General features: G+C 66.8%; 23 protein-coding genes. 14 read left to right on the top strand and 9 right to left on the bottom strand.

What is annotated here, in order from left to right; translation table 11 throughout:
• The first annotated feature begins 92 nt into the window (after window positions 1-92).
• Genes gcvPA through gcvH form a run of 4 tightly spaced genes read left to right on the top strand, consistent with a single transcriptional unit; the run spans window position 93 to window position 4,265 of the window.
• Complete coding sequence (gene gcvPA, locus GBA63_RS21825) at window positions 93-1,382, top strand: aminomethyl-transferring glycine dehydrogenase subunit GcvPA (RefSeq protein WP_166179617.1); 1,290 nt, start codon at window positions 93-95, stop codon at window positions 1,380-1,382.
• On the top strand, window positions 1,372-2,787 hold the full coding sequence (gene gcvPB / locus GBA63_RS21820) for an aminomethyl-transferring glycine dehydrogenase subunit GcvPB (protein WP_166179615.1): 1,416 nt from the start codon (window positions 1,372-1,374) through the stop codon (window positions 2,785-2,787). The genes gcvPA and gcvPB overlap by 11 nt, the downstream gene beginning before the upstream one ends.
• Window positions 2,781-3,875, top strand: coding sequence for a glycine cleavage system aminomethyltransferase GcvT (gene gcvT, locus GBA63_RS21815; protein ID WP_166179613.1), 1,095 nt, complete (start codon window positions 2,781-2,783; stop codon window positions 3,873-3,875). Before gcvPB ends, gcvT begins: the two co-directional genes overlap by 7 nt.
• Window positions 3,876-3,887: 12 nt before the next feature.
• Window positions 3,888-4,265 (top strand): glycine cleavage system protein GcvH, encoded by a 378-nt coding sequence (gene gcvH / locus GBA63_RS21810; RefSeq protein ID WP_166179611.1) that lies wholly within the window; start codon window positions 3,888-3,890, stop codon window positions 4,263-4,265.
• 522 nt (window positions 4,266-4,787) lie between these two features.
• Here gcvH and GBA63_RS21805 read toward each other — a convergent pair.
• A complete protein-coding gene (locus tag GBA63_RS21805) occupies window positions 4,788-5,429 on the bottom strand; it encodes a redox-sensing transcriptional repressor Rex (protein ID WP_166179609.1) in 642 nt (213 codons plus the stop codon).
• Window positions 5,430-5,643: 214 nt separating this feature from the next.
• Here GBA63_RS21805 and GBA63_RS21800 point away from each other — a divergent pair, with 214 nt between their 5' ends.
• The 6 genes from GBA63_RS21800 to GBA63_RS21775 all read left to right on the top strand — a co-directional run bounded on the left by GBA63_RS21800 (window position 5,644) and on the right by GBA63_RS21775 (window position 11,885).
• Window positions 5,644-6,414, top strand: coding sequence for a bestrophin-like domain (locus GBA63_RS21800; RefSeq protein ID WP_166179607.1), 771 nt, complete (start codon window positions 5,644-5,646; stop codon window positions 6,412-6,414).
• A 52-nt stretch (window positions 6,415-6,466) separates the two neighbouring features.
• A complete protein-coding gene (locus GBA63_RS21795) occupies window positions 6,467-7,432 on the top strand; it encodes an aldo/keto reductase family protein (protein ID WP_166179605.1) in 966 nt (321 codons plus the stop codon).
• A 227-nt stretch (window positions 7,433-7,659) separates the two neighbouring features.
• Window positions 7,660-8,613, top strand: a complete 954-nt coding sequence (locus tag GBA63_RS21790; protein WP_166179603.1) for a GNAT family N-acetyltransferase — start codon at window positions 7,660-7,662, stop codon at window positions 8,611-8,613.
• A gap of 141 nt (window positions 8,614-8,754) precedes the next feature.
• Entirely contained in the window at window positions 8,755-10,485 is a 1,731-nt protein-coding gene (locus GBA63_RS21785) for a proline--tRNA ligase (RefSeq protein WP_166180508.1), read from the top strand.
• A 69-nt stretch (window positions 10,486-10,554) separates the two neighbouring features.
• A complete protein-coding gene (locus GBA63_RS21780; RefSeq protein ID WP_166180506.1) occupies window positions 10,555-11,070 on the top strand; it encodes an HIT family protein in 516 nt (171 codons plus the stop codon).
• Window positions 11,070-11,885: an MOSC domain-containing protein gene (locus tag GBA63_RS21775; RefSeq protein WP_166180504.1), complete on the top strand. Its 816-nt coding sequence runs from the start codon at window positions 11,070-11,072 to the stop codon at window positions 11,883-11,885. Before GBA63_RS21780 ends, GBA63_RS21775 begins: the two co-directional genes overlap by 1 nt.
• Here the strand turns inward: GBA63_RS21775 and GBA63_RS21770 are convergent.
• Window positions 11,872-12,846 (bottom strand): threonine ammonia-lyase, encoded by a 975-nt coding sequence (locus GBA63_RS21770; protein ID WP_166179601.1) that lies wholly within the window; start codon window positions 12,844-12,846, stop codon window positions 11,872-11,874. The two genes, GBA63_RS21775 and GBA63_RS21770, sit on opposite strands and share 14 nt — an antisense overlap.
• Window positions 12,847-12,971: 125 nt before the next feature.
• On the opposite strand from GBA63_RS21770, the gene GBA63_RS21765 reads away from it, so the two are divergent.
• Window positions 12,972-13,934, top strand: a complete 963-nt coding sequence (locus GBA63_RS21765) for a Gmad2 immunoglobulin-like domain-containing protein (protein ID WP_207956979.1) — start codon at window positions 12,972-12,974, stop codon at window positions 13,932-13,934.
• A 195-nt stretch (window positions 13,935-14,129) separates the two neighbouring features.
• Here the strand turns inward: GBA63_RS21765 and GBA63_RS21760 are convergent, their stop codons facing one another.
• The 3 genes from GBA63_RS21760 to queG are packed head-to-tail and all read right to left on the bottom strand — an operon-like array spanning window position 14,130 to window position 17,725.
• Complete coding sequence (locus tag GBA63_RS21760) at window positions 14,130-15,719, bottom strand: M2 family metallopeptidase (protein ID WP_228282642.1); 1,590 nt, start codon at window positions 15,717-15,719, stop codon at window positions 14,130-14,132.
• A gap of 14 nt (window positions 15,720-15,733) precedes the next feature.
• On the bottom strand, window positions 15,734-16,540 hold the full coding sequence (locus GBA63_RS23475; RefSeq protein ID WP_207956978.1) for a DnaJ domain-containing protein: 807 nt from the start codon (window positions 16,538-16,540) through the stop codon (window positions 15,734-15,736).
• A gap of 12 nt (window positions 16,541-16,552) precedes the next feature.
• Complete coding sequence (queG, locus tag GBA63_RS21750; RefSeq protein WP_166179595.1) at window positions 16,553-17,725, bottom strand: tRNA epoxyqueuosine(34) reductase QueG; 1,173 nt, start codon at window positions 17,723-17,725, stop codon at window positions 16,553-16,555.
• Window positions 17,726-17,825: 100 nt separating this feature from the next.
• Here queG and GBA63_RS21745 point away from each other — a divergent pair, with 100 nt between their 5' ends.
• Both GBA63_RS21745 and GBA63_RS21740 read left to right on the top strand, forming a co-directional pair.
• Window positions 17,826-19,226, top strand: coding sequence for an NAD-dependent succinate-semialdehyde dehydrogenase (locus GBA63_RS21745; protein WP_166179593.1), 1,401 nt, complete (start codon window positions 17,826-17,828; stop codon window positions 19,224-19,226).
• Window positions 19,227-19,331: 105 nt separating this feature from the next.
• Window positions 19,332-19,886 carry a hypothetical protein gene (locus GBA63_RS21740; protein ID WP_166179591.1) on the top strand — a complete coding sequence of 185 codons (555 nt, stop codon included), beginning with the start codon at window positions 19,332-19,334 and terminating at the stop codon, window positions 19,884-19,886.
• A 269-nt stretch (window positions 19,887-20,155) separates the two neighbouring features.
• Here the strand turns inward: GBA63_RS21740 and GBA63_RS21735 are convergent, their stop codons facing one another.
• The 3 genes from GBA63_RS21735 to GBA63_RS21725 form a co-directional block, all read right to left on the bottom strand.
• The gene (locus tag GBA63_RS21735; RefSeq protein WP_166179589.1) at window positions 20,156-21,205 is read right to left on the bottom strand and encodes a chitobiase/beta-hexosaminidase C-terminal domain-containing protein; all 1,050 of its coding nucleotides are present in this window, start codon (window positions 21,203-21,205) and stop codon (window positions 20,156-20,158) included.
• A 113-nt stretch (window positions 21,206-21,318) separates the two neighbouring features.
• The gene (locus GBA63_RS21730) at window positions 21,319-22,548 is read right to left on the bottom strand and encodes a sensor histidine kinase (RefSeq protein WP_166179587.1); all 1,230 of its coding nucleotides are present in this window, start codon (window positions 22,546-22,548) and stop codon (window positions 21,319-21,321) included.
• Window positions 22,548-23,234: a response regulator transcription factor gene (locus tag GBA63_RS21725; RefSeq protein ID WP_228282237.1), complete on the bottom strand. Its 687-nt coding sequence runs from the start codon at window positions 23,232-23,234 to the stop codon at window positions 22,548-22,550. The genes GBA63_RS21730 and GBA63_RS21725 overlap by 1 nt, the downstream gene beginning before the upstream one ends.
• Window positions 23,235-23,398: 164 nt before the next feature.
• Here GBA63_RS21725 and GBA63_RS21720 point away from each other — a divergent pair, with 164 nt between their 5' ends.
• Window positions 23,399-23,860, top strand: coding sequence for a hypothetical protein (locus GBA63_RS21720; RefSeq protein ID WP_166179585.1), 462 nt, complete (start codon window positions 23,399-23,401; stop codon window positions 23,858-23,860).
• A gap of 38 nt (window positions 23,861-23,898) precedes the next feature.
• Here GBA63_RS21720 and GBA63_RS21715 read toward each other — a convergent pair whose 3' ends face one another.
• Window positions 23,899-24,147, bottom strand: a complete 249-nt coding sequence (locus GBA63_RS21715) for a hypothetical protein (protein ID WP_166179583.1) — start codon at window positions 24,145-24,147, stop codon at window positions 23,899-23,901.
• Window positions 24,148-24,149: the final 2 nt, after the last annotated feature.

Below are 24,149 nucleotides of genomic sequence, written 5' to 3'. Positions count from 1 at the left end.
GATCTACTGGATCGACGCCGACGGGGTAATACTCTCAGGTTTGGGACAGGGCGGAAAATAGGACGCTCACCCGAAACAGGGGGTAATGCCGCGTGGCGAGGTTTACACCGCACACCGACGACGACGTACGGGAGATGCTGGACGCCATCGGCGTCGAGACGCTCGACGACCTTTTCGCCGACGTCTCTCCAAAGTTCCAGGGGGAGCTGGACCTCCCGCCGGCGCTCTCGGAGTACGAGGCGCTCAGGGACGTGGACCGGCTGGCGAAAGAGAACGATACCGGGCTCCCGATCTTCCTCGGCGCGGGCGCCTACGATAGGATCGTGCCTTCCACGGTCGGCGCCGTTATCTCGCGCGGAGAGTTTTTGACCTCCTACACGCCGTACCAGCCGGAGATCAGCCAGGGCACCCTCCAGTCCATCTTCGAGTTCCAGTCCATTGTTTCTGAGTTGACGGGCCTGGAAGTCTCGAACGCCTCGGTCTACGACGGCGCAAACGCCGTCGCCGAAGCCGCCCTCATGACCGCCCGCCTGACTAAACGTGATCCAAGAGTGGCTGTCTCGGCCGGCCTGAACCCCCGCTACCGCGAGGTCATAGAGACATACCGCGTCGAGGTCGTCGAGCTGCCTTTCGAGGACGGAACCACGGACTTCTCGGAAGTGCCGGACGGCGTCTCCGGCGTCTTCGTGCAGAGCCCGAACTTTTTCGGGGTCGTGGAAGATATAGAAGCAGCTTCCGGGGCGGCGCACGCTGCCGGCGCGTTGTGCGTGGCGGTCTGCGACCCGATCTCGCTCGCGGTCCTCGAAGCGCCGGGCAACCTCGGGGCCGACGTCGCGGTCGGCGAGGCCCAGCCGCTCGGGATGCCGCTCCTCTTCGGTGGCCCTTACGCCGGCTACATGGCGACGGACCAGAAGTCCGTCCGCCAGCTCCCGGGACGCATCTGCGGCGAGACCGTGGACAAGGACGGCAAACTCGCCTACGTCCTGACCCTGCGCGGGCGCGAGCAGGACATCCGTAGGGCCAAGGCGAACTCCAACATCTGCACCAACCAGGCGCTAACGGCGCTCGCCGCCACCGTCTACACGGCGCTCATGGGGCCGGAAGGATTGCGCGAGGTGGCGGAGTCGTCCGTCTCCAAGGCGCATTATCTGGCAGAGAGGCTTCAGGCTTCGGGCTTCAGGCTCCGGTATCCGGAGGCCCCCTTCCTGTGGGAGTTCGTGGTTGAGTTGCCTGATGTAAAGAAGGCCAACGAGGCTTTGCTTAAGGCCGGCATGGTCGGCGGGTTGGATCTCGGGGACGGGGGAATGCTGGTGGCGGTTACGGAGAAGAGGACCAAAGAGGAGCTCGACGCTTTCGTGGGGGTGGTGGCGAATGGTGGATAACCTGATCCGGACCAAAGGCCGCGAAGGCCGCAGGGGCTACACCCTTCCAAAAAACGATGTGGATGGAACGAGCCTCGAAAAAATTCTTCCGAAAGCGGCGCTCCGCAAGGAGAAGCCGCGCCTGGCCGAGGTGGACGAGCCGACCGTCGTGCGCCACTACACGAACCTCTCCCGCCAGAACTGGGGCATAGACACGAACTTCTACCCTTTGGGCTCCTGCACGATGAAGCACAACCCCCGCGCCAACGAGGTCGCCGCCAACAACCCCGGCTTCGCGGGGCTCCACCCCCTCCAGCCGGAGGCGCAGGCGCAAGGGGCGCTACAGGTCATGCACGAGCTGCAGGGTTTTCTGGCTGAGGTATCCGGGCTTCCGGCCGTGTCCCTGCAGCCACTGGCCGGGGCGCAGGGTGAGCTGACGAGCATCCTGATGGTCAAGAAGTTCTTCGAGGATTCGGGGGACCACGGGAGGACCACCGTTCTGGTGCCCTCGACGGCGCACGGGACGAACCCGGCCACGGCTTCGATGGCGGACTTCAAGGCGAAGGAGATCGGGCTCGACGAGCACGGATGCGTGGACGTCGACGAGCTGCGGGAGCTGGTGGACGAGACGACGGCCGCGCTCATGATCACGAACCCGAACACGTGCGGCGTCTACGAGAGAAACATCAAGGAGATAGCCCAGGTCCTCCACGAAGCCGGAGCCTTTCTCTACATGGACGGCGCGAACATGAACGCGAACCTCGGCCGGATGCGCCCCGCCGAGGCCGGCGTCGACGTGATGCACTTCAACCTCCACAAGACGTTCTCCACCCCCCACGGCGGCGGCGGCCCCGGCTGCGGCGCCATAGCCTGCTCCGAAACCCTCGCCCCCTTCCGCCCCGACCCCGCGGTCGAGAAGGACGGAGAGACCTACTCCTTCGTCCGCCCCGCGCAGAGCATCGGGCGGGTGGCGGGGTTCCACGGCAACTTCGGGCAGATGCTCCGGGCGTGGAACTACATCAAGATGCACGGCCCAGACCTGCGCGACGTGACCGACATGGCCGTCTTGAACGCGAACTACGTGAGGGCGCGACTCGGGGGGACTTACCAAATCCCTTACGACGAGCTCTGCAAGCACGAGGTCGTGGTTCAGCCCCCGAAGGGCAAGAAGGCGCTCGATATCGCCAAGGGGCTCATAGACCACGGCTACCACCCACCCACGATCTACTTCCCCCTCGTCGTCAAAGAGGCCATGCTCATAGAGCCCACGGAGACCGAGTCCAAGGAGACCCTCGATGACTTTATAGGCGCCATGCTGGAGCTGGCGGAGACGACCTCTGAAGAGCTGGAAGAGGCCCCCACCCACGCCCCCACGCGGCGCCTCGACGAGGCCCGCGCCGCCCGCCAGCTCAAGGCCCGGTGGTAAGGGTGGCCGACGGGACCCTCAGACGCACGCCGCTCTACGACGAACACGAGAAGGCCGGTGCCCGCCTCGTCCCGTTCGCCGGATGGGAGATGCCCGTCCAGTACGAGGGCGTGAAGGCCGAGCACGAGGCAGTCCGAATGGCCGCCGGCCTCTTCGACGTCTCCCACATGGGCGAGGTCGTCTTCCGCGGACCCGACGCCGAGAGGGCCGTCCAGCGGCTCGTGACCAGGGACGTGTCGCGCCTCGAGGCAGGTCAAGCCGGCTACGCGGCCGTCTGTTACGAGAGCGGTGGCACGGTGGACGACGTGCTCGTATACAAGAACCCGGACGACTTTCTCGTGGTCGTCAACGCGGCAAACCGCGAGAAAGACGTCGCCCACTTCCGCGAGCACACGGGGGATCTGGACGTCGAAGTCGTGGACGAATCAGACGACTGGGCCTTGCTCGCGCTGCAGGGGCCGCGGGCCGAAGAGATCCTGCAGAATTTCACAGGGTCGTCCCTGTCCGACATGAAGTATTACCGGCACGCGGTGGGGGAGGTTGACGGTCGCCACGCCGTGATCTCGCGCACCGGCTACACGGGCGAGGACGGCTTCGAACTCTACGTCCGCCCCGACGCCGCGGCCCCGCTTTGGCGCAGGTTCGTCGAAGCCGGCGCCACGCCCGCAGGCCTCGGGGCTCGGGACACTTTGCGCCTGGAGGCTGGCATGTGCCTCTACGGCAACGAGCTGGACGAGGAGACGACCCCCCTTGAGGCGGGCATCGGGTTCGCCGTCCACCTGGATAAAGAACAGGAGTTCCTGGGACAGGAGGCGTTGCGCCGGGAGAAGGAGGAGGGGCTCCGCAAGAAGCTCGTCGGCTTCAAGGTGGAGGGGCGGGGCATCGCGCGCCACGACCATCCGGTGGCACTGGGGGGTGAGACCGTCGGCACCGTCACGAGCGGGACGCAATCCCCCACGCTCGGCGAGGCGATAGGGCTTGCGCTGGTCGCCCCGGGAGTGGAAGATTCCTTCGACGTCGTGATACGCGACAGGCCCGTGCCGGCTCGGGTCGTGCCGCTGCCGTTCTACAAACGAGAGAAGAAGTAGGGAGGGGACCGAATGGCCGTACCGGAGGACCTTCAGTACACGAAGAGCCACGAGTGGGTCCGCATCACAGACGGCGTGGCGACCGTGGGCATCACCGAGCACGCGCAGGACGAGCTCGGCGACGTCGTCTTCGTCGAGCTGCCCGAACAGGGCGCGACGCTCGAAGCCGGCGACTCCTTCGGGGCCGTCGAGAGCGTCAAGGCCGTCTCCGACCTGTACGCCCCCGTCGGCGGCGAGGTCGTCGAGGTCAACGGGACGCTCGAAGACAGCCCGGAGAAGATCAACGAAGACCCCTACGGCGAGGGTTGGATCCTGAAACTCCAGATCTCCGACGAAGCCGACCTCCTCTCCGCCGCCGACTACGAGAAGCTGCTCGAAGAAGAGTCATAGGCCGCTGACGCACAGGCCCTCCTCGCCGGTTGGCCCTTTGTACAAACGGCCGCGGGACCGGGCCCCCGATTCCGCTCCGCTCGTATAAAAGATCACATCACAAGGACCACCGGGGGTTACAGGAACAGCGTGCGCATAAAGGAAGTTCCTGGTAAACGGCTATGTGCGTATCGCAGATATTTACGAAAAGTTTCTAAATTCACCGTTCCAAGCCCTTTACAAAGTGTGACGAGCGGGTTAATATCCTGCCAGTCGGTTGGTGCGATACTAAACCGGCACAATTAAAGAACCCGGGGCGCCACTCCTCCTTTCCCTTTCCCCACCTATCACCCCTAGGCGCTCCGGGCTCTTCTCTTTTTTGAGCTTGTCAGCCGGTCAGCTAGTCAGCATTTCAGAGAAAGTCCCCGAAGGTCGCCGCTCCGTAAGAACTTCGTACTCCCATCCAAAAAGAAGCGGTACCCGGACGGGTGCCGGGTACCGCTAGAAGCTGACAAGCTGAAGTGCTGCCAGGCTGAAATGCTCCTAAGAAGCTTCCTGGCCCTCCGCCTGGGTCAGGTAGTACAGCGTGTGCATCAACTGTGCGGTGGGGTCGATGCGGTGGACGTCCACGTGGGAGGGGACGTGGAGGAGGACGTCCGTGTAGTTGAGGATGACGCGGATGTTGGCCTCGGTCATCAGGTCGGCGACGTGCTGGGCGGCGGAGGCGGGGGTGGCTATGATGCCGATTATCTCCTCGGCCTCGGCCACGCTCTTGGCTAGCTCGTCGATGTGCTTGACCACCACGTTGCCGACGGTGCGCCCGATCTTGTCCGTGTCGGCGTCGAAGACGTCGTGGATTACGAACCCTCTTTTAGGCAGTATGGTGCTCGCCGCGATGGCGCTACCAAGGTTGCCCGCGCCCACGAGCGCGATGTTGTAGGTCTGCCTGAGACCCAAGATGTCCCTCACAGCCTCGACCAGGTCGTAGGCCTGGTAGCCCACGCCCCGCGTACCGGAGAAGCCTATGGCGTTCAGGTCCCTCCGCACCTGCACGGGGTTTATGCCGGTGTAATCGCCCAACTCCTTGCTGCTGACCGCGTCACGGCCCTCTTCTATGAGCTGCTGGGTGGTCCTGAGGTATTTCGTCAGCCTATTCGTCAGGCCGGGCTGTAGCGTGGTTCGCAACTCTCCCGCTCCTTCTTCTCCGTGGTCTAAGTGCCGATGATCGCCATTGTAACAAAATGGGACGTTCTTGCAATAAAGGTGCTCTTAACCGACAACTAATCAGTAAGCAAGCCTGGTTACAGACGGTCGAGGCCGGAGGATTCGTGTTTGCCCGGCGGCTTCGCGGCGTGTACTTTTCCCGTGTCGGTGGGCGTCGGGAGGAGCGGGGTAGAGGGTGGAGACGGTCTTCTGGGGCTTCCTGATCGTGGGCCTCTCCGCGGTGTTGGCGTTCGCCGGGTTCCTGGTGGCGCGGCGGCTGGTCTCCTTCGATCTGCGGGAGGCGCACAACAGCAACACCGCCGTGATGTTCGGGGCGCTTTACGTTTTGTACGGCCTTATCGTCGGGTTCTCGGCCTACTTCGTCTCCTACCAGTACGACACGGCCCAGAAGACCGCGCAGGGCGAGGCCGCGAGCGTGGAGGAGATCCACCGCCTAGCCGAAGGTTTCCCCGAGACGAAGCGGCGGGAGGTCCAAGATTTGGCCGAGTCCTATGCCCGCCTCGTGGTCGACGAAGGGTGGCCCATGATGCGCGAAGGCCGTATCAGCGCGCGGGCCGGGGCGGCGGCCGACGAGCTCAGGCGGAGCGTCCTGGCCTTCGAGTCGCGAACCGAGAGGGACGACGCCCTCTATTCGCAGGCCCTTACTCTTGTCGCGGATCTCGATGAGGGGAGGGCGTTGCGGTTGCTGGAGGTGAGGGAGGGCATACCGTCCCTCCTGTGGGTCGTCCTGATCGTCGGTGGTGTGGTTACGGTGGGCTTCACGTACCTGCTCGGGGTGCAGACCGAGCGGCTTCACGTCGTCATGATCCTGGCCTACACGCTAGTCCTCGTCCTGATCCTCTACGCCATCCGCGCCCTCGACTACCCCTTTGACGGCCTCGCCCAGGTCGGTCCGGACGCCTTCGAGGCCGCCCTCTCCAGGATGGAGTCGTACGGGGGCCGGTAGACGCCGGGTTGCGTGTACCATAGGGGTCTTGTTCCGGACGAAGGGGGATCCTGTGGAGTACCGGCGGTTGGGCGGGAGCGGGGTAAAGGTAAGCGAGGTCTCTCTCGGAAGCTGGCTTACCTACGGCGGCAGCGTCGCCGAGCAGCAGGCGACCGCCTGCGTGCACAGGGCCTACGACCTCGGCATCAACTTCTTCGACACCGCCAACGTGTACATGCGCGGCGCCGCCGAGGAGATCGTCGGCAAGGCCCTACGAGGCTTCGACCGCGACTCGTACTTCCTCGCGACGAAGGTCTACTTCCCGATGGGCGACGGCCCGAACGACCGGGGCCTCTCGCGCAAGCACATCACGGAGCAGTGCCACGCCTCGCTGAGGCGGCTCGGGACCGACTACGTCGACCTCTACCAGTGCCACCGCTACGACGAGGGCGTGCCGCTGGAGGAGACGCTGCGGGCGCTGGACGACCTGGTGCGGCAGGGGAAGGTGCTTTACGTAGGCGTCTCCGAGTGGACGGCGGACCAGATCTCGGACGCCCTGCGCATCGCCAGGGAGATGAACCTGGACAGGATCGTCTCCAACCAGCCGCAGTACAACATGATCCAACGCAGGATAGAGGCCGAGGTCGTCCCGCTCTCCGAACGCGAGGGCGTGGGACAGGTGGTCTTCTCCCCGCTCGCCCAGGGCGTCCTGACCGGCAAGTACCGCCCCGGCGACGCCCCCGAAGAGGGAACCCGCGCCGCCGACCCGGAATCGAACCGCTTCATGCGGGAGCTGATGAACGAGAGCGTGTTGACGGCCGTGGACGGGCTCAGGCCCATCGCCGACGAGGCTGGCCTCACCATGCCCCAGCTCGCGCTCGCGTGGGTCTTGCGGCAGAAGAACGTCAGCAGCGCCATCATCGGGGCTTCGAGGCCGGAGCAGGTCGAGGACAACGCCGCGGCCTCCGGCGTAGAGCTGCCGTCCGAGTTGGTGCATCAGATAGATGATGTCCTGGACGGTGTGATCCGGCGCGGTTAGGCCGCGACGGCTTCCCCCGCCGCGCCTCGTGTTGTAGCATGGTGTCCGTGGAACGGGATCACAAAGGGCTTACCACCGCAAGCTCCCTCACCGGGCGGCCTCCTCGACCGTCCCTGCCCCGACCGATCCTCTAGGGGGTCGCGCTCGGGGCGTCCGCGTCTCTCCGGTCTACCCGGGGTCCTCCGCGCGGAGCGGTCTCCACCCACACACCAGAGATCGAGGGAAACATGCAGCCCTTCACCACGAAGGAAGACTTAGAAGTAGACGCAACATACGACCGAAACGGACTTCTGAACAAGACCGGGCCCGGCGTCCGCATCCGGCAGATGGACGACGCCGACCTCGAACGCATCCTGGAGCTCAGGAGCGTGGTGCGCTGGTCGGCCGACCCCAGGGCGTTCGACCTGCTGCGCGGCGTGCGCGACGCCCGGTGGTTCGTGGCCGAATCCCCCGGCGGCTCCCTGGTCGGGATGGTCGGCGCGGTGCCGCTTGGGAGCATCGGCGTCCTCTGCCACCTCGCGGTTCACGACGGGCACAGACGACTCGGTCTCGGCGCGGACCTCTCCTCCTGGGCGGTCGCCTACCTGAAGAGCCGCGGCGCAAGGACCGTCAGGCTCTACGCCACGCGGCAGGCCGAGGGCCTCTACCGATCGCTCGGTTTCAGGGCTTCGGCGGCCCGCACCATCTACCGGCTGGATGGGCCACGCGGCCGGCCGCGTGCGTTTGAGGAGGCCGGTGGCAACCGGGTAGAGACGCTCGCCTTCGCCGATTTGCCCGAGCTCTACGGCGTGGACCGCTGGAGCTACGGGGCCGACCGCTCGCCCCTGATCTTCGCGACCCTCAGGTTGCACCCCGGTGAAGGCCTCGTGGCGCGGGACTCGTCGGGGGGGATCAAGGGCTACCTCATCCGCAGCGCCGGAACCGACGCGATGCGCCTAGGCCCCTTCGTCGCCGCCGGCCCGGACGTGGCCCGTCTCTTGCTGGCCCGCGCCCTCCGCGAGACGGGCCCGGCGCCCGTCCGCGTCATCGTCCCTGGCCCAGCCACCAGCCCGGCCCACGCCCTGCTCCGGGAGTTCGGCTTCGAAGGCCGCAAGGACCGCCTCCGAATGGAACTCGGCGGGCCGCTCGACCGGCCGGACGGCCTCGAACATTACGGCACGACGCCGTACATGGCGACTTAGGTGTCAGCGCGCTACGGCTGCGCCTTCGCTTTCGGCACGTCCCCTTCGGGGACTTTCAGCACGGCGCTTCGCGCCTTTCAGCACGTAGCCTGGCGGCTGCTTTCAGCTGGTCAGCAGGGGTGAGGAGGGACTCTGATGCGCATGAGTGGGTTGTTTGGTCGGACTTTGCGGGAGGTTCCGGCGGGGATTGAGGTCGCGGGGCACGGGTTGTTGTTGCGGGCGGGGTTCGTGAGGCAGTTGGCGGCGGGTATTTTTAGTTATCTGCCCCTGGCGAAGCGGTCCCTGGACAAGGTGTCGGGGATTTTGAGGGAGGAGATGGGGGCTTGCGGGGGGCAGGAGGTTTCCATGCCGGTAGTCCATCCCGCCGAGGTCTGGGAGAGGTCGGGGCGGTACGAGGGCACGGGGGCTGAGTTGGTGAGGCTGCGGGACCGCCGGGACCGGGCGATGGTGCTGGCGATGACGCACGAGGAAGTCGTGGCGGGGCTGGTAGCGGAGAAGGTCGGGTCCTACCAGCAGCTGCCGAGGCTGGTGTACCAGATCCAGACGAAGTTCCGCGACGACGCGCGGCCGAGGGCCGGCCTGATCCGTGCCAGGGAGTTCACCATGAAGGACGCGTATTCCCTGGATAGGAACGAGACCGGGCTCGACCGGCAATACAGGGCGATCCACCGGGCCTACTTCAGGATCTTCGGCCGCTGCGGGCTGCCCGCGGTCTCCGTGGGCGCGGACGTCGGCATCATGGGGGGCAGCCTCGCCCACGAATTCATGTACCTCTCGCCCGTCGGGGAGGACACGATCCTGCTCTGCGACACGTGCGGCTACACCGCGAATCGCCAGGTGGCGAGGTTCCGCAAGCCGCAGGCCGGGGTGGAGGAGCAGAGGCCGGTGGAGAAGATTTCCACTTCGGGCGCGAACACCATCGAGGCGCTCGCCCGGCTTCTTGAGATACCGGAGTCCCGCACGGCAAAAGCGGTCTTCCTGGTGGCGACGGTCGGCGGCGAGGAGAGGTTCGTCTTCGCCGTCGTGCGCGGCGACATGGACCTGAACGAGACGAAGCTGGCGAACGCCGTCGGGGCCGACGGGCTGCGTCCGGCGCGGGCGGATGAAATCCGCGCCGTTGGCGCGGAGCCGGGGTACGGTTCTCCCGTTGGGGTTGCTGGCGTCCTCGTAGTCGCGGACGACGCCGTCCCAGGCTCTCCAAACCTTGTCGCCGGCGCCAACCAGGACGGTTTCCACCTCCTGAACGTCAACCACGCCAGGGACTTCGAGGCGGACGTGATCGCGGACGTCGCGGCCGCCCGGGAAGGTTCCGCCTGCCCGGAGTGCGGCGCCCAGATGCGCGCCGAGCGCGGCGTCGAGGTCGGCAACATCTTCAAGCTCGGCACGCGCTACAGCGAGGCTTTCGGGGCGGGCTACCTGGACCGGGACGGGGAGCGAAAGCCCGTCGTGATGGGCTCCTACGGCATCGGGCTCGGGCGGCTTTTGGCCTGCATCGCCGAAGAGCACCGCGACGAGGACGGCTTGATCTGGCCCATCTCCGTCGCGCCGTATGCCGTTCACCTGGTGTCCGCCGACGACGGGGCGGACCGGCTCTACGAAGAGTTGATCTCCGCGGGCGTCGAGGTCCTCTACGACGACAGGCGGGAGAGTCTGGGGACAAAGTTCAAGGACGCGGACCTGATCGGGGCCCCCATCCGCCTGACCCTCACCACCCGTTCCATCGAGGACGGCGGTGTCGAGATGAAGCTCCGCCGGGAAACCGGCAGCCGCGTGGTGCCCGTTGAAGGAGCCGTGGCCGTGGTAAAGCAGAGAATCTCCGACCTCGAAGATGAGATCCTCGCCAGCATCCCGGTTCCGACAAACGAGCCATGACCCGCCCCAACCCGTAGGGGCGGGTTTAAAACCCGCCCGGCCTTGAAGGCGGCGGCGTTTCGGCGGATGATGGCGCGCGTGAGCCCGTTCGAGAGATACGCGCCCGACCTCGACGCCTACCACGAGCGCGCCCGTACCGGGCCGTGCTTTGTGTGCGGCATCGTGGCGCGCGACCCCGATTTCCTCGGCCATCACGTCATCTACGAAGACGACGGGGCCATCGCCTTCTTGAACGGGTGGCCGACGCAGTACGGCTACGCGCTCGTCGCCCCGAAAGAGCACAGGGAGCAGGCCACCGGGGATTTCACCGCCGAAGAATACCTGGACCTCCAGCGCGTCGTTCACCGCGTTGCGGAGGCGGTGCGTGAAGAGGTCGGGGCGGAGCGGGTCTACATACTCTCGCTCGGGTCCAACGAGGGCAACGCGCACGTCCACTGGCACGTCGTCCCCTTGCCGCCTGGAACGCCATACGACGAGCAGCAATTCGCCGCCGTCATGCTGGAGACCGCCGGGGCTCTGGACATACCGGAAGAGGAGAATGCCTCCCTCGCGGCGCGCATAGGGAGCAGGATGGAGGGGGCGTGATGCTGCCGGACAACGGCAAACCGGTCCTGAGTGGCGTCTACGTGTATCCAATAAAGTCTTGTGGCGGCATCTCTATGGAGAAGGCGGAGCTGGTCGCGACCGGGTTGCGTGATGATCGGCGTTGGATGCTCGTGGACGAGGCGGGCGGGTTCATGTCGCAGCGCGCGCATCCCAGGATGGCCCTGATCTCACCCAGCCTCACCCCCGAACGCCTCACGGTGAGCGCCCCGGGAATGCCGGACCTGGAGGTACCGACGCGCGTCGGTACCGCGCAGACGGTACGCGTGGAGGTCTGGGGGGACGAGCAGCGCGGGGAGCCGGCCGCCGATGAGGCCGACCGCTGGTTCAGCGAGTTCCTGGATTTCCCCTGCCGGCTGGTCCGAAAGCCGGACGACGACTTCAGGCCCGTCGACTCCCTCTACGCCACCGGGCGCGACCAGACCAGCTTCGCCGACGGGTTCTCGCTGCTCGTGATCTCCGAGGCCTCCCTCGAAGACCTGAACGCCCGGCTGGAGGAACCCGTCCCCATGAACCGCTTCCGCCCGAACCTCGTCGTCGGCGGTTGCGGACCCTACGCTGAGGATGGTTGGGCAGAGATGGGGGTTGGGAACGCGGGCTTCCGAGTGGCGGAGCCGTGCCCGCGGTGTGCCGTGACCACCGTGGACCAGCGGACCGGTGAGCGGGGCAAAGAGCCCCTGCGCACGCTGGCGACGTACCGGAGATCCGGGGGCGAAGTCTGGTTCGGGCGGAACCTGATCCACACCTCCCTCGGCACCGTCCGCGTCGGGGACCCGGTCGAGGTCACGCCCCGCTAGGGTCGCCCGCTAGGACCTTCGCCAGCAGGTCGGACTCGACGTTGCCACCGCTTATGACGGCCACGTTCTGGCGCGTCTCGGGGAGCTCGTGCCGGTGGAAGAGGTAGGCCGCGAACGTTACGGCCCCGCTCGGCTCGGCGACGAGGCGGACCCGGAGCGCCAGGCGGCGCATGGCGTCGAATATCTCCTCCTCCGTGACGGCGACTATGTCGTCGACGAAGGCCAGGACGTGCTCGAAGGGCGCATTCCCGAGCTTTCGGACGCGCAGGCCGTCGGCGACGGTGCGGCCCACGCTCTCCGCCGGGAACTCGACCAGTCTTCCGGTCTTCAGGCTCTCCCTGGCGTCGGCGGCCAGCTCGGGCTCGACCCCGATCACGTTCACATCCGGCTTTGCCTGCTTGATCGCCGCCGCAACGCCGCTTATGAGGCCGCCCCCACTCACGGGCACGAGCACCGTCTCGACGTCGGGCAGGTCTTCGAGGATCTCGGCCCCAACGGTCCCCTGGCCGGCGATGAGGGTCTCGTCGTCGTACGGGGGCACCGGCACGTAGCCGTGCTCCGCCGCCAGCTCCGCGGCCTTTCTCGCCCGTTCTCCGCTGTCTGGACCGACCAGCACCACCTCGGGACCGAGCGCCGCCGTTGCGTCGAGTTTGCCTCTCGGGGCGCCGCGCGGCATGACTATGGTTGCCTTTACGCCGAGGGCGCGGGCCGCGTAGGCGACCGCCCTCGCGTGGTTTCCGCTGGAGTGGGCGACGACGCCCCTGGCACGCTCTCCGGGGCTCAGGGAGGAGATCTTGTTGTATGCCCCCCGCAGCTTGAAAGCTCCGGTCGGCTGCAGGCTCTCCGGCTTGAAGAGCAGGCGGCGCTCCCCGTCCGCTCCGGGGCAGGGGATCAGGGGCGTGCGGAAAGCCACGCCTCGCAACCTCCGCTGTGCCTCCGCGACGTCTTCGGCACGGATCATGGCCGCCCCTCCCTCTTCTGGTGCCGTAAGATCGTCATTATAGGCCCGACCCCGAAACTCGTAACAAGAGCGAAACACCACCACAAGCTTCCCGCAAACATCCCTCCCTATAATGCTCCGGGCTTATGATCCTGCCCCTAGGTGTAAATGCTATCGTCCGGCTGACGGGCGCCTCGTCCTTGATCCTCGCGGTCTCGCTCGTGGTCGGATGCTCCGGCGCAGCACCCCTCGAAGGGGCCCTGGACACGAGCGTGGGCGCGAAGCCCCACGCGAGGGCGGTCGCCGTGGCCACGCCTGATCCGCGGGCCAGGCCGGAGACCACCGTCGGGGCTGCTCCCTCTGTCGCCGTGGAAGACGGTCATACCACGGCCTCCCCCGAGCATTTCGTGTCCGACGGGTGGGCTGACGGCGGCTCGGGCTTCGAAGCCGACACCGTACTCGCCGTCCGGTACGGGGAGCATCGGGGTTACGAGCGGGTGGTGATCGACCTCGGCACCGGAGAAGAGCCAGCCGGGACCTTGCCCCGGTGGACGCTCTCAAGCCCTAAAGGAGACGGCCTGACCAGGATTCAACTTCCCTCAGCCAGCGCCACGGGCGTCTCGGACGGGGGTTTCGGAAAAGGCCTGATGGAAGGTTTCCACGTCGTACGCGCCCCCGAGGGCGGCATGTTCGTGGACCTGCTGGCCCGGAAGTCCTTCCGCTACCGGACGCTGGAGCTCGCCGACCCGGCCCGCCTCGTGGTCGACTTCAAGCCAGCGGGGACGCCCCTGAAGAAACCCCAACCGGCGGCGGGGGGAAACACCGTCCTCGTCGAGCCCCGCCCCGGGGCCAGGGTCTCCGACCCCCTCACCGTCAGCGGCTACTCCCGCAACTTCGAGGCGGCCAACACCGTGGTACTCAGAGACGCCAGGGGCAAGGAGCTCGTCCGCGAGACCGTAACCGCCAACGACTGGAGCACCACCTGGGGCTACTTCGAGGCGACCCTGGACCTGCCGCCGTTCTCGGGCAAGGGCGCCCTGCAAGTCGGCACCACAAGCGCCCGCGACGGCTCCTTCGAAGGCGTGGAGATCCCGGTGAAGGGAAGCTAGTCAGCCCGCTCCGGCTCCGCCTCGCTTTCAGCCACGCGGAGCCGGACCGGACAGCGCCACACACGACGATTAGAGTGTCGCCGGGCGTAGCGTCCACAGACGATTACCTGAAAGCCTGCGAAGCAGGCGTGCTGAGAGCGAAAGCCGAAGGCTGCAGCGCGCTGAGAGCGGAGCCCGAAGGGCGAAGCGTGCTGCCTACCTGATGCTGCTGACGAAGTGGGCCGGATCTAGCGGTTCCCCGGTGGCCCTGAGAACGGTGTCGCGCCAGTTCTCTCGCGCGCCGGGTCCGAAGAAGGATTCGAGGAGGTAGCGGCCCGCCACCTCGTTCTGGTAGAAGGGACCCTGGGTGATGTGGGTCTCCAGGTAGTTCCTCAGCTGGGCGGCTATGAGGTTTCCGAGCACGTAATTCTGGTAGTAGACGGGGGCAGTGGCCACGTGGATCTTGGCCGCCCAGTCCGGCTCGTCCCGCCCCGGCGGACGAGGAACGAGCTGCAGCTTCTCGACGAGGTCCCACCAGACCCCGTTGAGGTCTTCTCTGTCGGGGTCGGCGTAGAGTTCTTTCTCGAACCGGAATACTACTAGCGCCCAGCGCGTGAAGACGAGCAGCTCTTCCCTGCGCCGAGCGGCGAGCCGCTCCCGCTCGGACGCCAGCTCGTCTTCGGGCACGCCCGCCACGCTCTGCAGCCAGCCCGGTTCTTCGCCCAGGGCGCCCATCATGAGGGCTATGGCCTCGGTCGTGGCGATGTGGGAGACGCCTCGCAAGAGGTAGGGGAGCTTCAGGTTTATGTGCCTGTCGTAGACGGCGTGGCCGAACTCGTGGAGCATCGTGTTCATCCAGTACGCGTCCGGCTTTCCGGCCCGCAGGTTCGCAAGGACCCGCACGTCGTAAGGGTAGTCCCGCCCGACCGGGAGGCAGAACGCGTGCTGGTTCTTGCCAGGCCTGGCGTACAGGTCGCTCTTCGCCACCACGCCCCGCACCTCGAGACCCAGGGAGTCGTAGGTCTTCCTGGTCAGGGCCTCGAGGTCCTTGCCCTCGAAGAAGCGGTCCGTGTCCAGGTTGCCGTCCTCCGGGGTCTCCTGGAAGAAGGGGTCGGACAAAAACCACGGCCTCACTACCTCGACCCCGAACTTCTCCCGGAGGCGTTCATCCAGGCGTTTTTTCAGCTCCCGGAACGGGGCGTCCGTGGCGGATTCGAGATCCGCCATGAGCCTCTCCAGCTCCTCGACGTCCATCTCCTGCAGGTCCAGCGACCGATGGTAGTGGTCTTTGTAGCCGGCCTCCCTGGCGAGCCTGTTCCTGAGGCGGGCGAGCTCCCGGACGGTTCCCTCTACCTCGCGCCCGACGGTCTTGGAGGCCTCCCACGCCTCGCGCCTCACCGATTCGTCTCCGGCGGTTCGCAGGATGTCCCTGACCTCGTTCTCCCCGACCGGCCTGCCGCCCACGGTGCCCCGATGGTTGCCGTAGACCGCGTTCGCCTCGGCCTCGAGCTCCTCGATCTTGTCGAGCGCCCCCGCGTCGCCCTGCTTGGACGCGTAAGTCCTGTACAAGACCTCGACCTGCCGGCGCAAGAGCTCGTCGTCCAGGGAGTCGAGTTCCCCGTACCAGCCCGCTACCGCCTCCTGCTCCCCTTCGTCCGCGAAGAGCCGGTTGTACTCTGTCCCGGCCCGGACGAGCTCTTTCTGCGCCTCCTCCGAGCCCGTCACGGCCAGGCCCCACCAGGCCTCGGCGACCCTCTTCTCGACGGGGGCCACCCGCCCCTCGAAGCGGGAGATGAACGACTGGATCTCAGCCGGGGAGGTCAGCGGCCGGCGGCGTCGCGGCGGTTGCCGAGCCAGATCACGACGAGCAGCGTGACGATGCCGACGGTCAGGAACCGCAACAGGCTGGGAGGCTCTCCCTGGCCGCCGACGACCAGCGCCGCCACGAAGACGAGGGCCAGCCCGGCCCACCCGGCCGTCCTGAATGCGAGGTAGCCGGCGACGAGCCCGACGAGCGTGTAGACGAGGAACATGAACGGGTTCAAGACCGTGAGGAATTCGAGGACGCCCGCGCCCTGGCCCGAGGCCCAGATCCCGACCTGCCCCGCCACGATAAACGCGAGAAAAGCGCCGACGAAGCTCGTGGCGCCCGACTTCAGGGTTACGGGCTCGGGGTCGAAGCGGTGGGGCTCGTACCAGCGCGCCTCGGTCACGTCGTAGCGCCCGCGCGTCCTCCTGCCGGTATCCCTGCCGAAACCGCCGCCGTTTTCGGAGCCTTCCTTCCTGCCGAAGCGACCCTTGAGGCGCTCGCCCAGGGAGGGTCCCGCACTCTCGCGGGCGCGGCGGCGGGAGGAGAGCTCGTCCTCCGGCTGGTCGAAGTCGAAGTTGAGGCCGGCAAGCTGGTCCGCGGCGTGGGCGAGGTCCAGGGACTCGTCGTGCTCTCGGCGGCGGTCCGGGTCCGAGAGCACGGCGTTGGCCTCCTGCAGCCGGGAGAACTCCGTGGCACTCCCGCCCGGGTGGTCGGGGTGGAGCTCCTTGGCTAGGTTGCGGTAGGCGTTCCTGATCTCTGCCTGCGAGGCCTCGCGCGGAACGCCGAGGACCTCGTAATAGTTGGTAGTCTTCGCCATCGTTTCCCTATTCTAACCCAAGCCCGCGCCCGTGGCCGCGCCGCTCAAAGCGTGCCGGATCTCCCCCAGGCACCACCCGTCTTTCTCCTCTCCAAGCGCCTCCCGAAGCGCCCCCTCTGAACCCCCGATCTCGCCCAGAGCCCACGCCGCATGCCCCCGCACGAGCGCCGAAAGATCGTTTTGCAGACAGTCTTTCAACGCAGGAATCGCCTTCTTTGATCTCAGGTTCCCGGCCGCCACGCAGCAATTCCGCAAAAGCCCCGCCCGACCAGGGCGGGTGAGCGGCGTACCGGCGAAACGGGCCTCGAACTCCTCGTCGGTCCGTATCTTCAGCACCTCTTCCATCTCCAGGTACGGCCCGGCGCCGCTCCCTTCCGAAAACTCGGGCCAGCGGCTCCTCGTGGCCTTCGTCTTGTTGTAGGGGCAGACCTCCTGGCAGACGTCGCAACCGAAGGCCCAGTCGCCCACCTTCGGGCGCAGCTCGCGCGGGATCTCCCCAGAGTTCTCTATCGTCAGGTAAGAGATGCAGAGCCTGGCATCGACCACGCCGGGGGCCTTTATTGCGCCGGTCGGGCAGCGGTCCATGCAGCGGGTGCAACGCCCGCAAGTCCCCGTGCCCGGCTCGTCGGGATCCAGCTCGAGGTCCACTATCAAGTCCGCTATAAAGAAGTAAGACCCGATGTCCCCGTCGATCAAACAAGAGTTTCGCCCGAAGAAGCCTAGCCCCGCGTGCTGGGCCGCGGACCTCTCGAGGAGCGGCACCGCGTCCGTGAAGCCCCGCGCCTTGATCCTCGTTCCCAGCGCCTCCTCCAACTCTTCCCGCAGCCGGAACAACCGACCCTTGATGACCTCGTGGTAGTCCCGCCCCCAGGCGTACCGGGCGACCCGTCCGCCGCCCGTCTCGTTCTCCGGGTGCTCCCCCGGGTAGTACGAGACCCCGAGCGAGACGACGCTCCTGGCGCTCTTCTGCAGCTTCTTCGGGTTAGCCAGCAACTCCACGGGCCTGTGCATATAACCCATGTCGGCGGCCATCCCGGCCTCCTGCCAGCGGCGCAGCCGCTCGCCGCCCTCCCGCAAAGGCTCCGCCCGTGTCACCCCGACCAGGTCGAAGCCCGCCTCGCGTGCCCGTCCTTCGAGGATACGCCTGGCTTCGGTAGGGTCGATGCTTGCCTGTTCGCGTTCCATCAGGAGTTCGGATTGTACCGCCGGGTGCCTGTGAGGCGTGTGGTTCGAGCGGGTATATATACTTCCTGAAAGGCTGAAGACATCTTCGAGGAGGATCACGGTGGCCATATCTACGGTAAACCCGGCGACGGGGGAGGAGATCAAGACCTTCGACGCCCTGGGCGACGAAGAGATCGACCGGAAGCTCCAGCTCGCGGCCGAGACTTTCCGCGAGTATAAGAAGACGTCTTTTGCGGACCGGTCCCGGTGGCTGACGCGGGCGGCCGAGATCCTGGAAGAGGAGGCGGAGGAACTCGGCCGCATCATGACGCTCGAGATGGGCAAGACTCTCGCCTCGGCCATAGGAGAGGCGAACAAGTGCGCCCGCGGGTGCCGCTACTACGCCGAGAACGCCGAGAAGATGCTCGCCGACGAGCAGATAAAACTGGAGGGTGCCAGGACCTTCGTCCGCTACCAGCCCATCGGGCCCGTGCTCGCTGTGATGCCCTGGAACTTCCCGTTCTGGCAGGTCTTCCGGTTCGCCGCGCCCGCGCTGATGGCCGGCAACGTGGGGCTGCTCAAGCACGCCTCCAACGTGCCGCAGTGCGCGCTGGCGATAGAGGACATCATCCACAGGGCGGGTTTCCCGGAAGGGGCTTTTCAGACGCTTTTGATCTCCTCGGGCCAGGTCCAGGCCGTTATCGACGACCCGCGCGTTCGGGCGGCTACGCTCACGGGCAGCGAGCCGGCCGGCCGGCAGGTCGCGAGCGAGGCGGGCGGGAACATAAAGAAGACCGTGCTCGAGCTAGGCGGCAGCGACCCGTTCATAGTGATGCCGAGCGCGGACCTGGATAAGGCCATAAGTAACGCCGTGACGTCGCGGACGCTCAACAACGGTCAGTCGTGCATCAACGCGAAGAGGATCATCCTCCACGAAGAGATAGCGGAAGACTTTACGCGCCGCTACGTCGAGGGCATGGCCGCGCTCGAAGTCGGCGACCCGATGAGCGAGAACACGGACATGGGCCCCCTCGCGACACCCCAGATCCTCGACGACGTCTCCGGGCAGGTGGACAAGAGCGTCGAGGCCGGCGCCAGGGTCCTGACCGGCGGCAAGAAGGGGGACGGGCCGGGCAACTTCTACCCGCCGACCGTCTTGACCGACATCCCCGAAGGGTCGCCGGCTTACCGGGAGGAGATCTTCGGTCCCGTAGCCTCGCTGTTCCGGGTGCGTAACATAGACGAGGCCATAGCCCTCGCCAACGACTCGGACTTCGGGTTGAGCTCCTCCGCGTGGACGAACGATTCGGCCGAGCAGGACCGTTTCATCGACGAGCTCGAGGCGGGGATGACCTACATAAACCGCATGACGGAGTCGACGCCCGAGATCCCCTTCGGCGGCGCCAAGAACTCGGGCTACGGCCGCGAGCTCTCCCACTTCGGCATCCACGAGTTCATGAACCCGAAGACCGTCTGGGTGGACGCGAGCGGGGAGGCCGCGGACACGACGGGCGCCGAGTAGTCGAGGCCCGGTGAAAGCTCTTGCTGACTTTCTGGCAACCGGGCGGTAGATTCTCGGCACGATGAGAACGATTCACAACAGCCTGCGAGGCGGACCGGGGCGGTCATGATACTTCTGCGTTTACTCGGTATCGGGGTCGCCTACGGGTTCACCTTCATGTTCGTGAAGTCGCTGTTCCCCGAGCCTTTCGTGCTCCTGATCATGCAGGGCGGCACCAGCAGCGAGGGCGACCTGACCACCCTCGCCCTCGTCTACATGGCCGTCGGCCTCCTCGCCGGCCTCATAGCCGCCCCCATCTTCGGCGCTGCCCTTCTCTTGCGCCGCGGTTCCAACGGGGACGAACGCTCCGGCTCGCGTCTCGTTCTGAGCCTCGCCCTAGCCTTACTTACGGGCACCATCTCCGGCGTCCTGACCCTGCTCGTCTACGCTTACGGGATCCTGCCGCCCGGAGGCGTCCTCGACCCGCTGAAGCTGGTCCGCAACTCCGTCCACTCGGCGCCCGGCGTCGGCCTGCTCATAGCCTGGACCATCGCCCGCGACCTGCTCCCCGCCGGCCTCGCAGGCCTCTTCCTCTCGCCCCTGATAGGGGGTACCCTGCAACGCCTCTACGAGGCCGGACGACCGCCCCAGCAGAGAAGCTACGACCAGTACGATTACTGAGTAGCGCGACGCCTGCGGCGGCTTGTCAGCACGGCGCTTCGCGCCTTTCAGCTACAGCGGTTTGCGGAAGGATGGGGCCCAAAGCGAACGGACCACGAGTCACGGAGGTTCCAGGGCTTTCAGGGGCGGAGGGTCGGGGCTTCCCCGGGGTTCCGAGACGCACCCCCCAAAACCTCGATGCCTCACGAACCTCCAGGTCCGGTCCTTACGCAACCCGGCATAGTCAGCCTATCAGCCGGGTTTAGCTCGTGTTTCCTCGAACCATTCGCTTAATCTTGGATCTCGTAGGTCTCCGTGCGCACGGGCGAGCGCTCTCGTTCGCCTTTCTCGTCGGGCGGGCCGAGCGCCAGGTACTTCACCGTGGTCGTCTTCTCGAGGCGGAGAGGTCTCGTGTATGGGGTGCTTTCCCCGGTCGGTTCGGTGCCGTCCGTGGTGTAGAAGACCTCAGCGCGCGGGTCGGATGCCGTCAGGGAAACGGACCGGGCCTTGCCTGGGCTTCCGCCTGCCGGGCTGGCGAACGCGGTCAGGCCGGAGACCTTGCCCTCCACGGAGAACAGGGCGGTTCGAACGACGTCCACCCCGGGGCCTCCGATGTTCGGGCCTTCGATCTCGAAGTAGTTCTGCGGGTTGCCGTCCGCGTCGGTCATCGGACTGCCGGTTACCTCGTGTGGCGTCGAGGGGTCCCCCACGTATCCCGCCGGCGGGTTGTGGGCCGCGGTGTCCCAGGCCAGCCAGGGCCCGACGCGGCCGTTGAGGGTAGTCGCGAAGTCCCCGCACGGCGCCTGGAGGCACCCGACGTCCTCGGTGAAGTCGATACCCCGCCGTCCGCCCCTCACGTTCGTGAACGTCTCCGCCCCGTACGGATGGGTCACCTCGTACGTCGCGCCGGGTTTCAGGTTGTCCGCCCGGATGCGGATGCGGTTCAGGACCTGCTGTGCGCCGTCGATCGGTTTCGAGTGGGGCATAAACCCGCCCCTGGTGGCCAGCTCCAGGGAGGCGTCGCCACCCCCGTTGGTATTTAGGGAGGCGGTGGCCGACCAGTAGGTAACCCGATCCCCGATGTTGTCCGGCGTGGAAGGAGGACGGTCCTCTTCCGGCAGCGTGGTCGAGCAGTTTGGGGGAGAGAGGCACGGCGCCAGCCGCAAGCCTTTTTCGTCCTCGATCCAGCCCGGGAACTTCGTGTTCTGATCTACCGGCCCGACGCGCGCGAGCCCGGCCTCCGCCCGGGAGGCCGGCGCGGCGGTCCAGATCACCAGGGCGGCCATCAGCGAGGCCAGGATTCTGACCGCGGCCTTCGCCTTCACCTGCGCGTGGGTCATCTCCGTCCTCGGAAGCCTGCGAGCACAGTATGCCCGCCGGCCCCCGGCCCTCCATCCCCAATATGGGGGATCTTCGCCTAGCCAATTCGTCCCAACGGGGCCGTCGGCCGCTTTCAGCGTGAGGTCGAGGGCAGGCTCAGGCTGAAGATGGCCCCGGCCCTTTCGCTGTTGCCGGCCGTTAGGTCGCCGCCCTGGGCGCGGGCGAAATCTCGGGCGATAGCGAGGCCCAGGCCCGTGCCGCTCCTTCTGGCGCGGGCGGCGCCGCTCCGGTAGAAGCGGTCGAACACGCGCGAGAGGTGCTCGCGGGGGATGCCGGGGCCGGAGTCCTCGACGGTGGCGACGACCCTGTCGCCTTCGCGACGGCCGGCGATCGTCACGCTGCCCCCCGGCGGCGTGTGCCTCACGGCGTTGTCCAGGAGGGCGGCCAGGATCTGGCGCGTACGTTCCCTGTCGCCGCGGACGGGGAGCTTGCCGGACGTCTCTACCTCGAAGCCGACGCCCTCGACGTCGGCTTTGGCCGCGAACCGGTCGGCGCCGTCGGCCAGGATCTCGGCCAGATCGAAGGTCTCTTTGTCGACGGGGAGCTTTCCGGCATCGAGCCTGGCCAGGACCAGGAGGTCCGACAGAACGCCGTCCATCCTGTCGGTCTCGAGGAGCAGGTTCTCCAGGAGGTCCCTGTCGTCCGGGCTGTTGTTGCCGCGGGCGATCACCTCGGCGTCGGCCCGGATCAGGGTCAGGGGCGTCTTTAGCTCGTGGGAGGCGTCCGCGACGAAGGCGCGCTGCTTGTCGAAGGCCTCGCGGATAGGCCTCATCGCCCTGCCGGACATGAACAGCCCCCCAACGGCCGCGAGGGCTAGCGCCACCACCCCTATGGGCGCCAGGATCGAGACGAACTTGCGCACGGCCTCGTCGACCACCCTCCGCGACTGGGCAACCTGGACGACGGCGACCACCTCTCCCGCCCGCTTTACGGGCAGGCTCACGACCCGCACGTAGTCGTCCTGCCTCTCGATGGTGTTGCGCAGCGTTCCTTCCCTGGCCGCCCGCCGGGCGAGATCTGGACGGGGTAGGCCGAAGTCCGAGCTCGTGGAGGTCCTGCCCAGCGGGCGTCCGTCGGGGCCGACCACAGACCAGCCGAACTCGTTCGAGCCGCCGCCGTAGACGCTGCCGCCGCCGGAGACGATAGCCACCCTGCTCTCGGCCTCGGAGACGAGTTGACGGTCCTGCAGCTCGGCTACCGCGTACCGGAAACCGGCCACGACCACCGCGGCGAAGAGCAGGAGGATGAAGGCCAGGATGCCCACGTACCCGAGCGTGAGGCGCACGCGGCTCCTGCCGAACATCAGGCGCCGTCCGGGGGTTCGAAGGCGTAGCCGACGCCGCGCACGGTCCTTATGAGGGAGGGTTCGCCGGCGCGGTCCAACTTCTTTCGCAGGTGGGAGACGTGGAGGTCCACCACGTTCGCGTACACGTCGCTCGTCCCGCCCCAGACCGTGGCGAGCAACAACGAGCGCGTAAAGACCTGGCCGGGGCGTTGGATCAGGGTGGCAAGCAGCGCGAATTCTCTGGAGGTCAGGTCTACCCGCTCGTCGCCGCGGCGCGCCACGTGGCGCGCCGGGTCGAGCTCCACGTCTCCGACCCTGATGGAAGCTTCGGGGAACGCGTCGTGGGGCCGCCGCGTGAGAGCCCGAACCCGCGCCAGCAACTCCGGAAAGGCGAAGGGCTTGGGGAGGTAATCGTCCGCCCCCGCGTCCAGCCCGGCCACGCGGTCTTCGATCTGGGTCCGGGCGGTGAGCATCAGGATGGGCGCGCCCATCTCCGCCGCCCGGAGCCTGCGCACCACCTGGAGGCCGTCGATGTCGGGCAGCATCCGGTCCACCAGGAGCAGGTCGAAGGACTCGGTCAACGCCAGCGCCAGGGCCGAGCGGCCGTCCCCGCAAACCTCGGCCGCGTACCCCTCTTCGCCGAGCACCCGGGCGAGCAGCCCGGCCAGGTGGGCCTCGTCCTCCACGATCAGGATCCGGATCATGCCCACATCCTAGCCCAAGGCCCGGATTCCCGAGCCCCTCTCTGTCGAAATCGTCATCTCCCCGACAGGAGCACTACAGGACCGACGGGCAAACTACCGATAAACACCTTGACACGTTCCCGATAAAGGACTTCCGGCTTCACGGCAGTGCCGAGGAGGATCAGATGCTAGCAACCGCCACACCAGCCCTCTCCCGTTCGGAGTACCGCACCCGCCCGGCCGCGGGCTTCGAACCGGCCGCATACTTGCCAACGAACGCGACGGCGCCTTCAGAGGGGGCGGGTCCCCCGGTAAGGGTGCTCGTGGTCTTCGAGTTTCAGTACCGCTCCTACGGGGACGCGATAGCCGGGGTCATCCGGGAGCTTCGTCCCCGCGCTGAAGTGGCGGTCGCCGATCCGGTCGACCTGCGGGCCGAGGTAACGAGGGTCTGCCCGCACCTAGTGATATCGAGCCAACCGAACACAGCCGACCCCGCGCGCACCCCCGCCTGGGTCCAACTGCCCCACGAGCCGGGCCTCGCGGGGGCGATCTGTTTCGGCGGCCGGTGCCTGAAAGCCTACGACCTGGCCCTGGGAGACCTGCTGGACGTCGTAGACAGAACCGAGGGCCTCATCCGGGCCTCGTGAACCTGGCCCGCTACCGCCGTCGCTCCAGAACCGACGGGCTAGATAACGCTCACTAGCGGCGAGAGTTTGCAGTCCGCCACGGTGTACTCGTCCGTCTGGCGGAAGGATCTGACCATGTACTCCAGGCAGTTGCTCCTGCAATCCGCCTTGCCGCAGGGGATCTCGACGGTCCCAAGGTCTTCCACTATGCGGACTACCGGGTCGAGACCGTCGCCGGGGGTGGCATCCGTGCGGCGCACGTACTCGCCCTCCTCGAAGTGATCCCGCCCGTAGCGAAACACCGTCATGC

It is taken from the genome of Rubrobacter tropicus (assembly GCF_011492945.1).
GTDB classification, from domain to species: Bacteria; Actinomycetota; Rubrobacteria; order Rubrobacterales; family Rubrobacteraceae; genus Rubrobacter_D; species Rubrobacter_D tropicus.
This window is presented reverse-complemented; position numbering and strand designations above follow the sequence as displayed.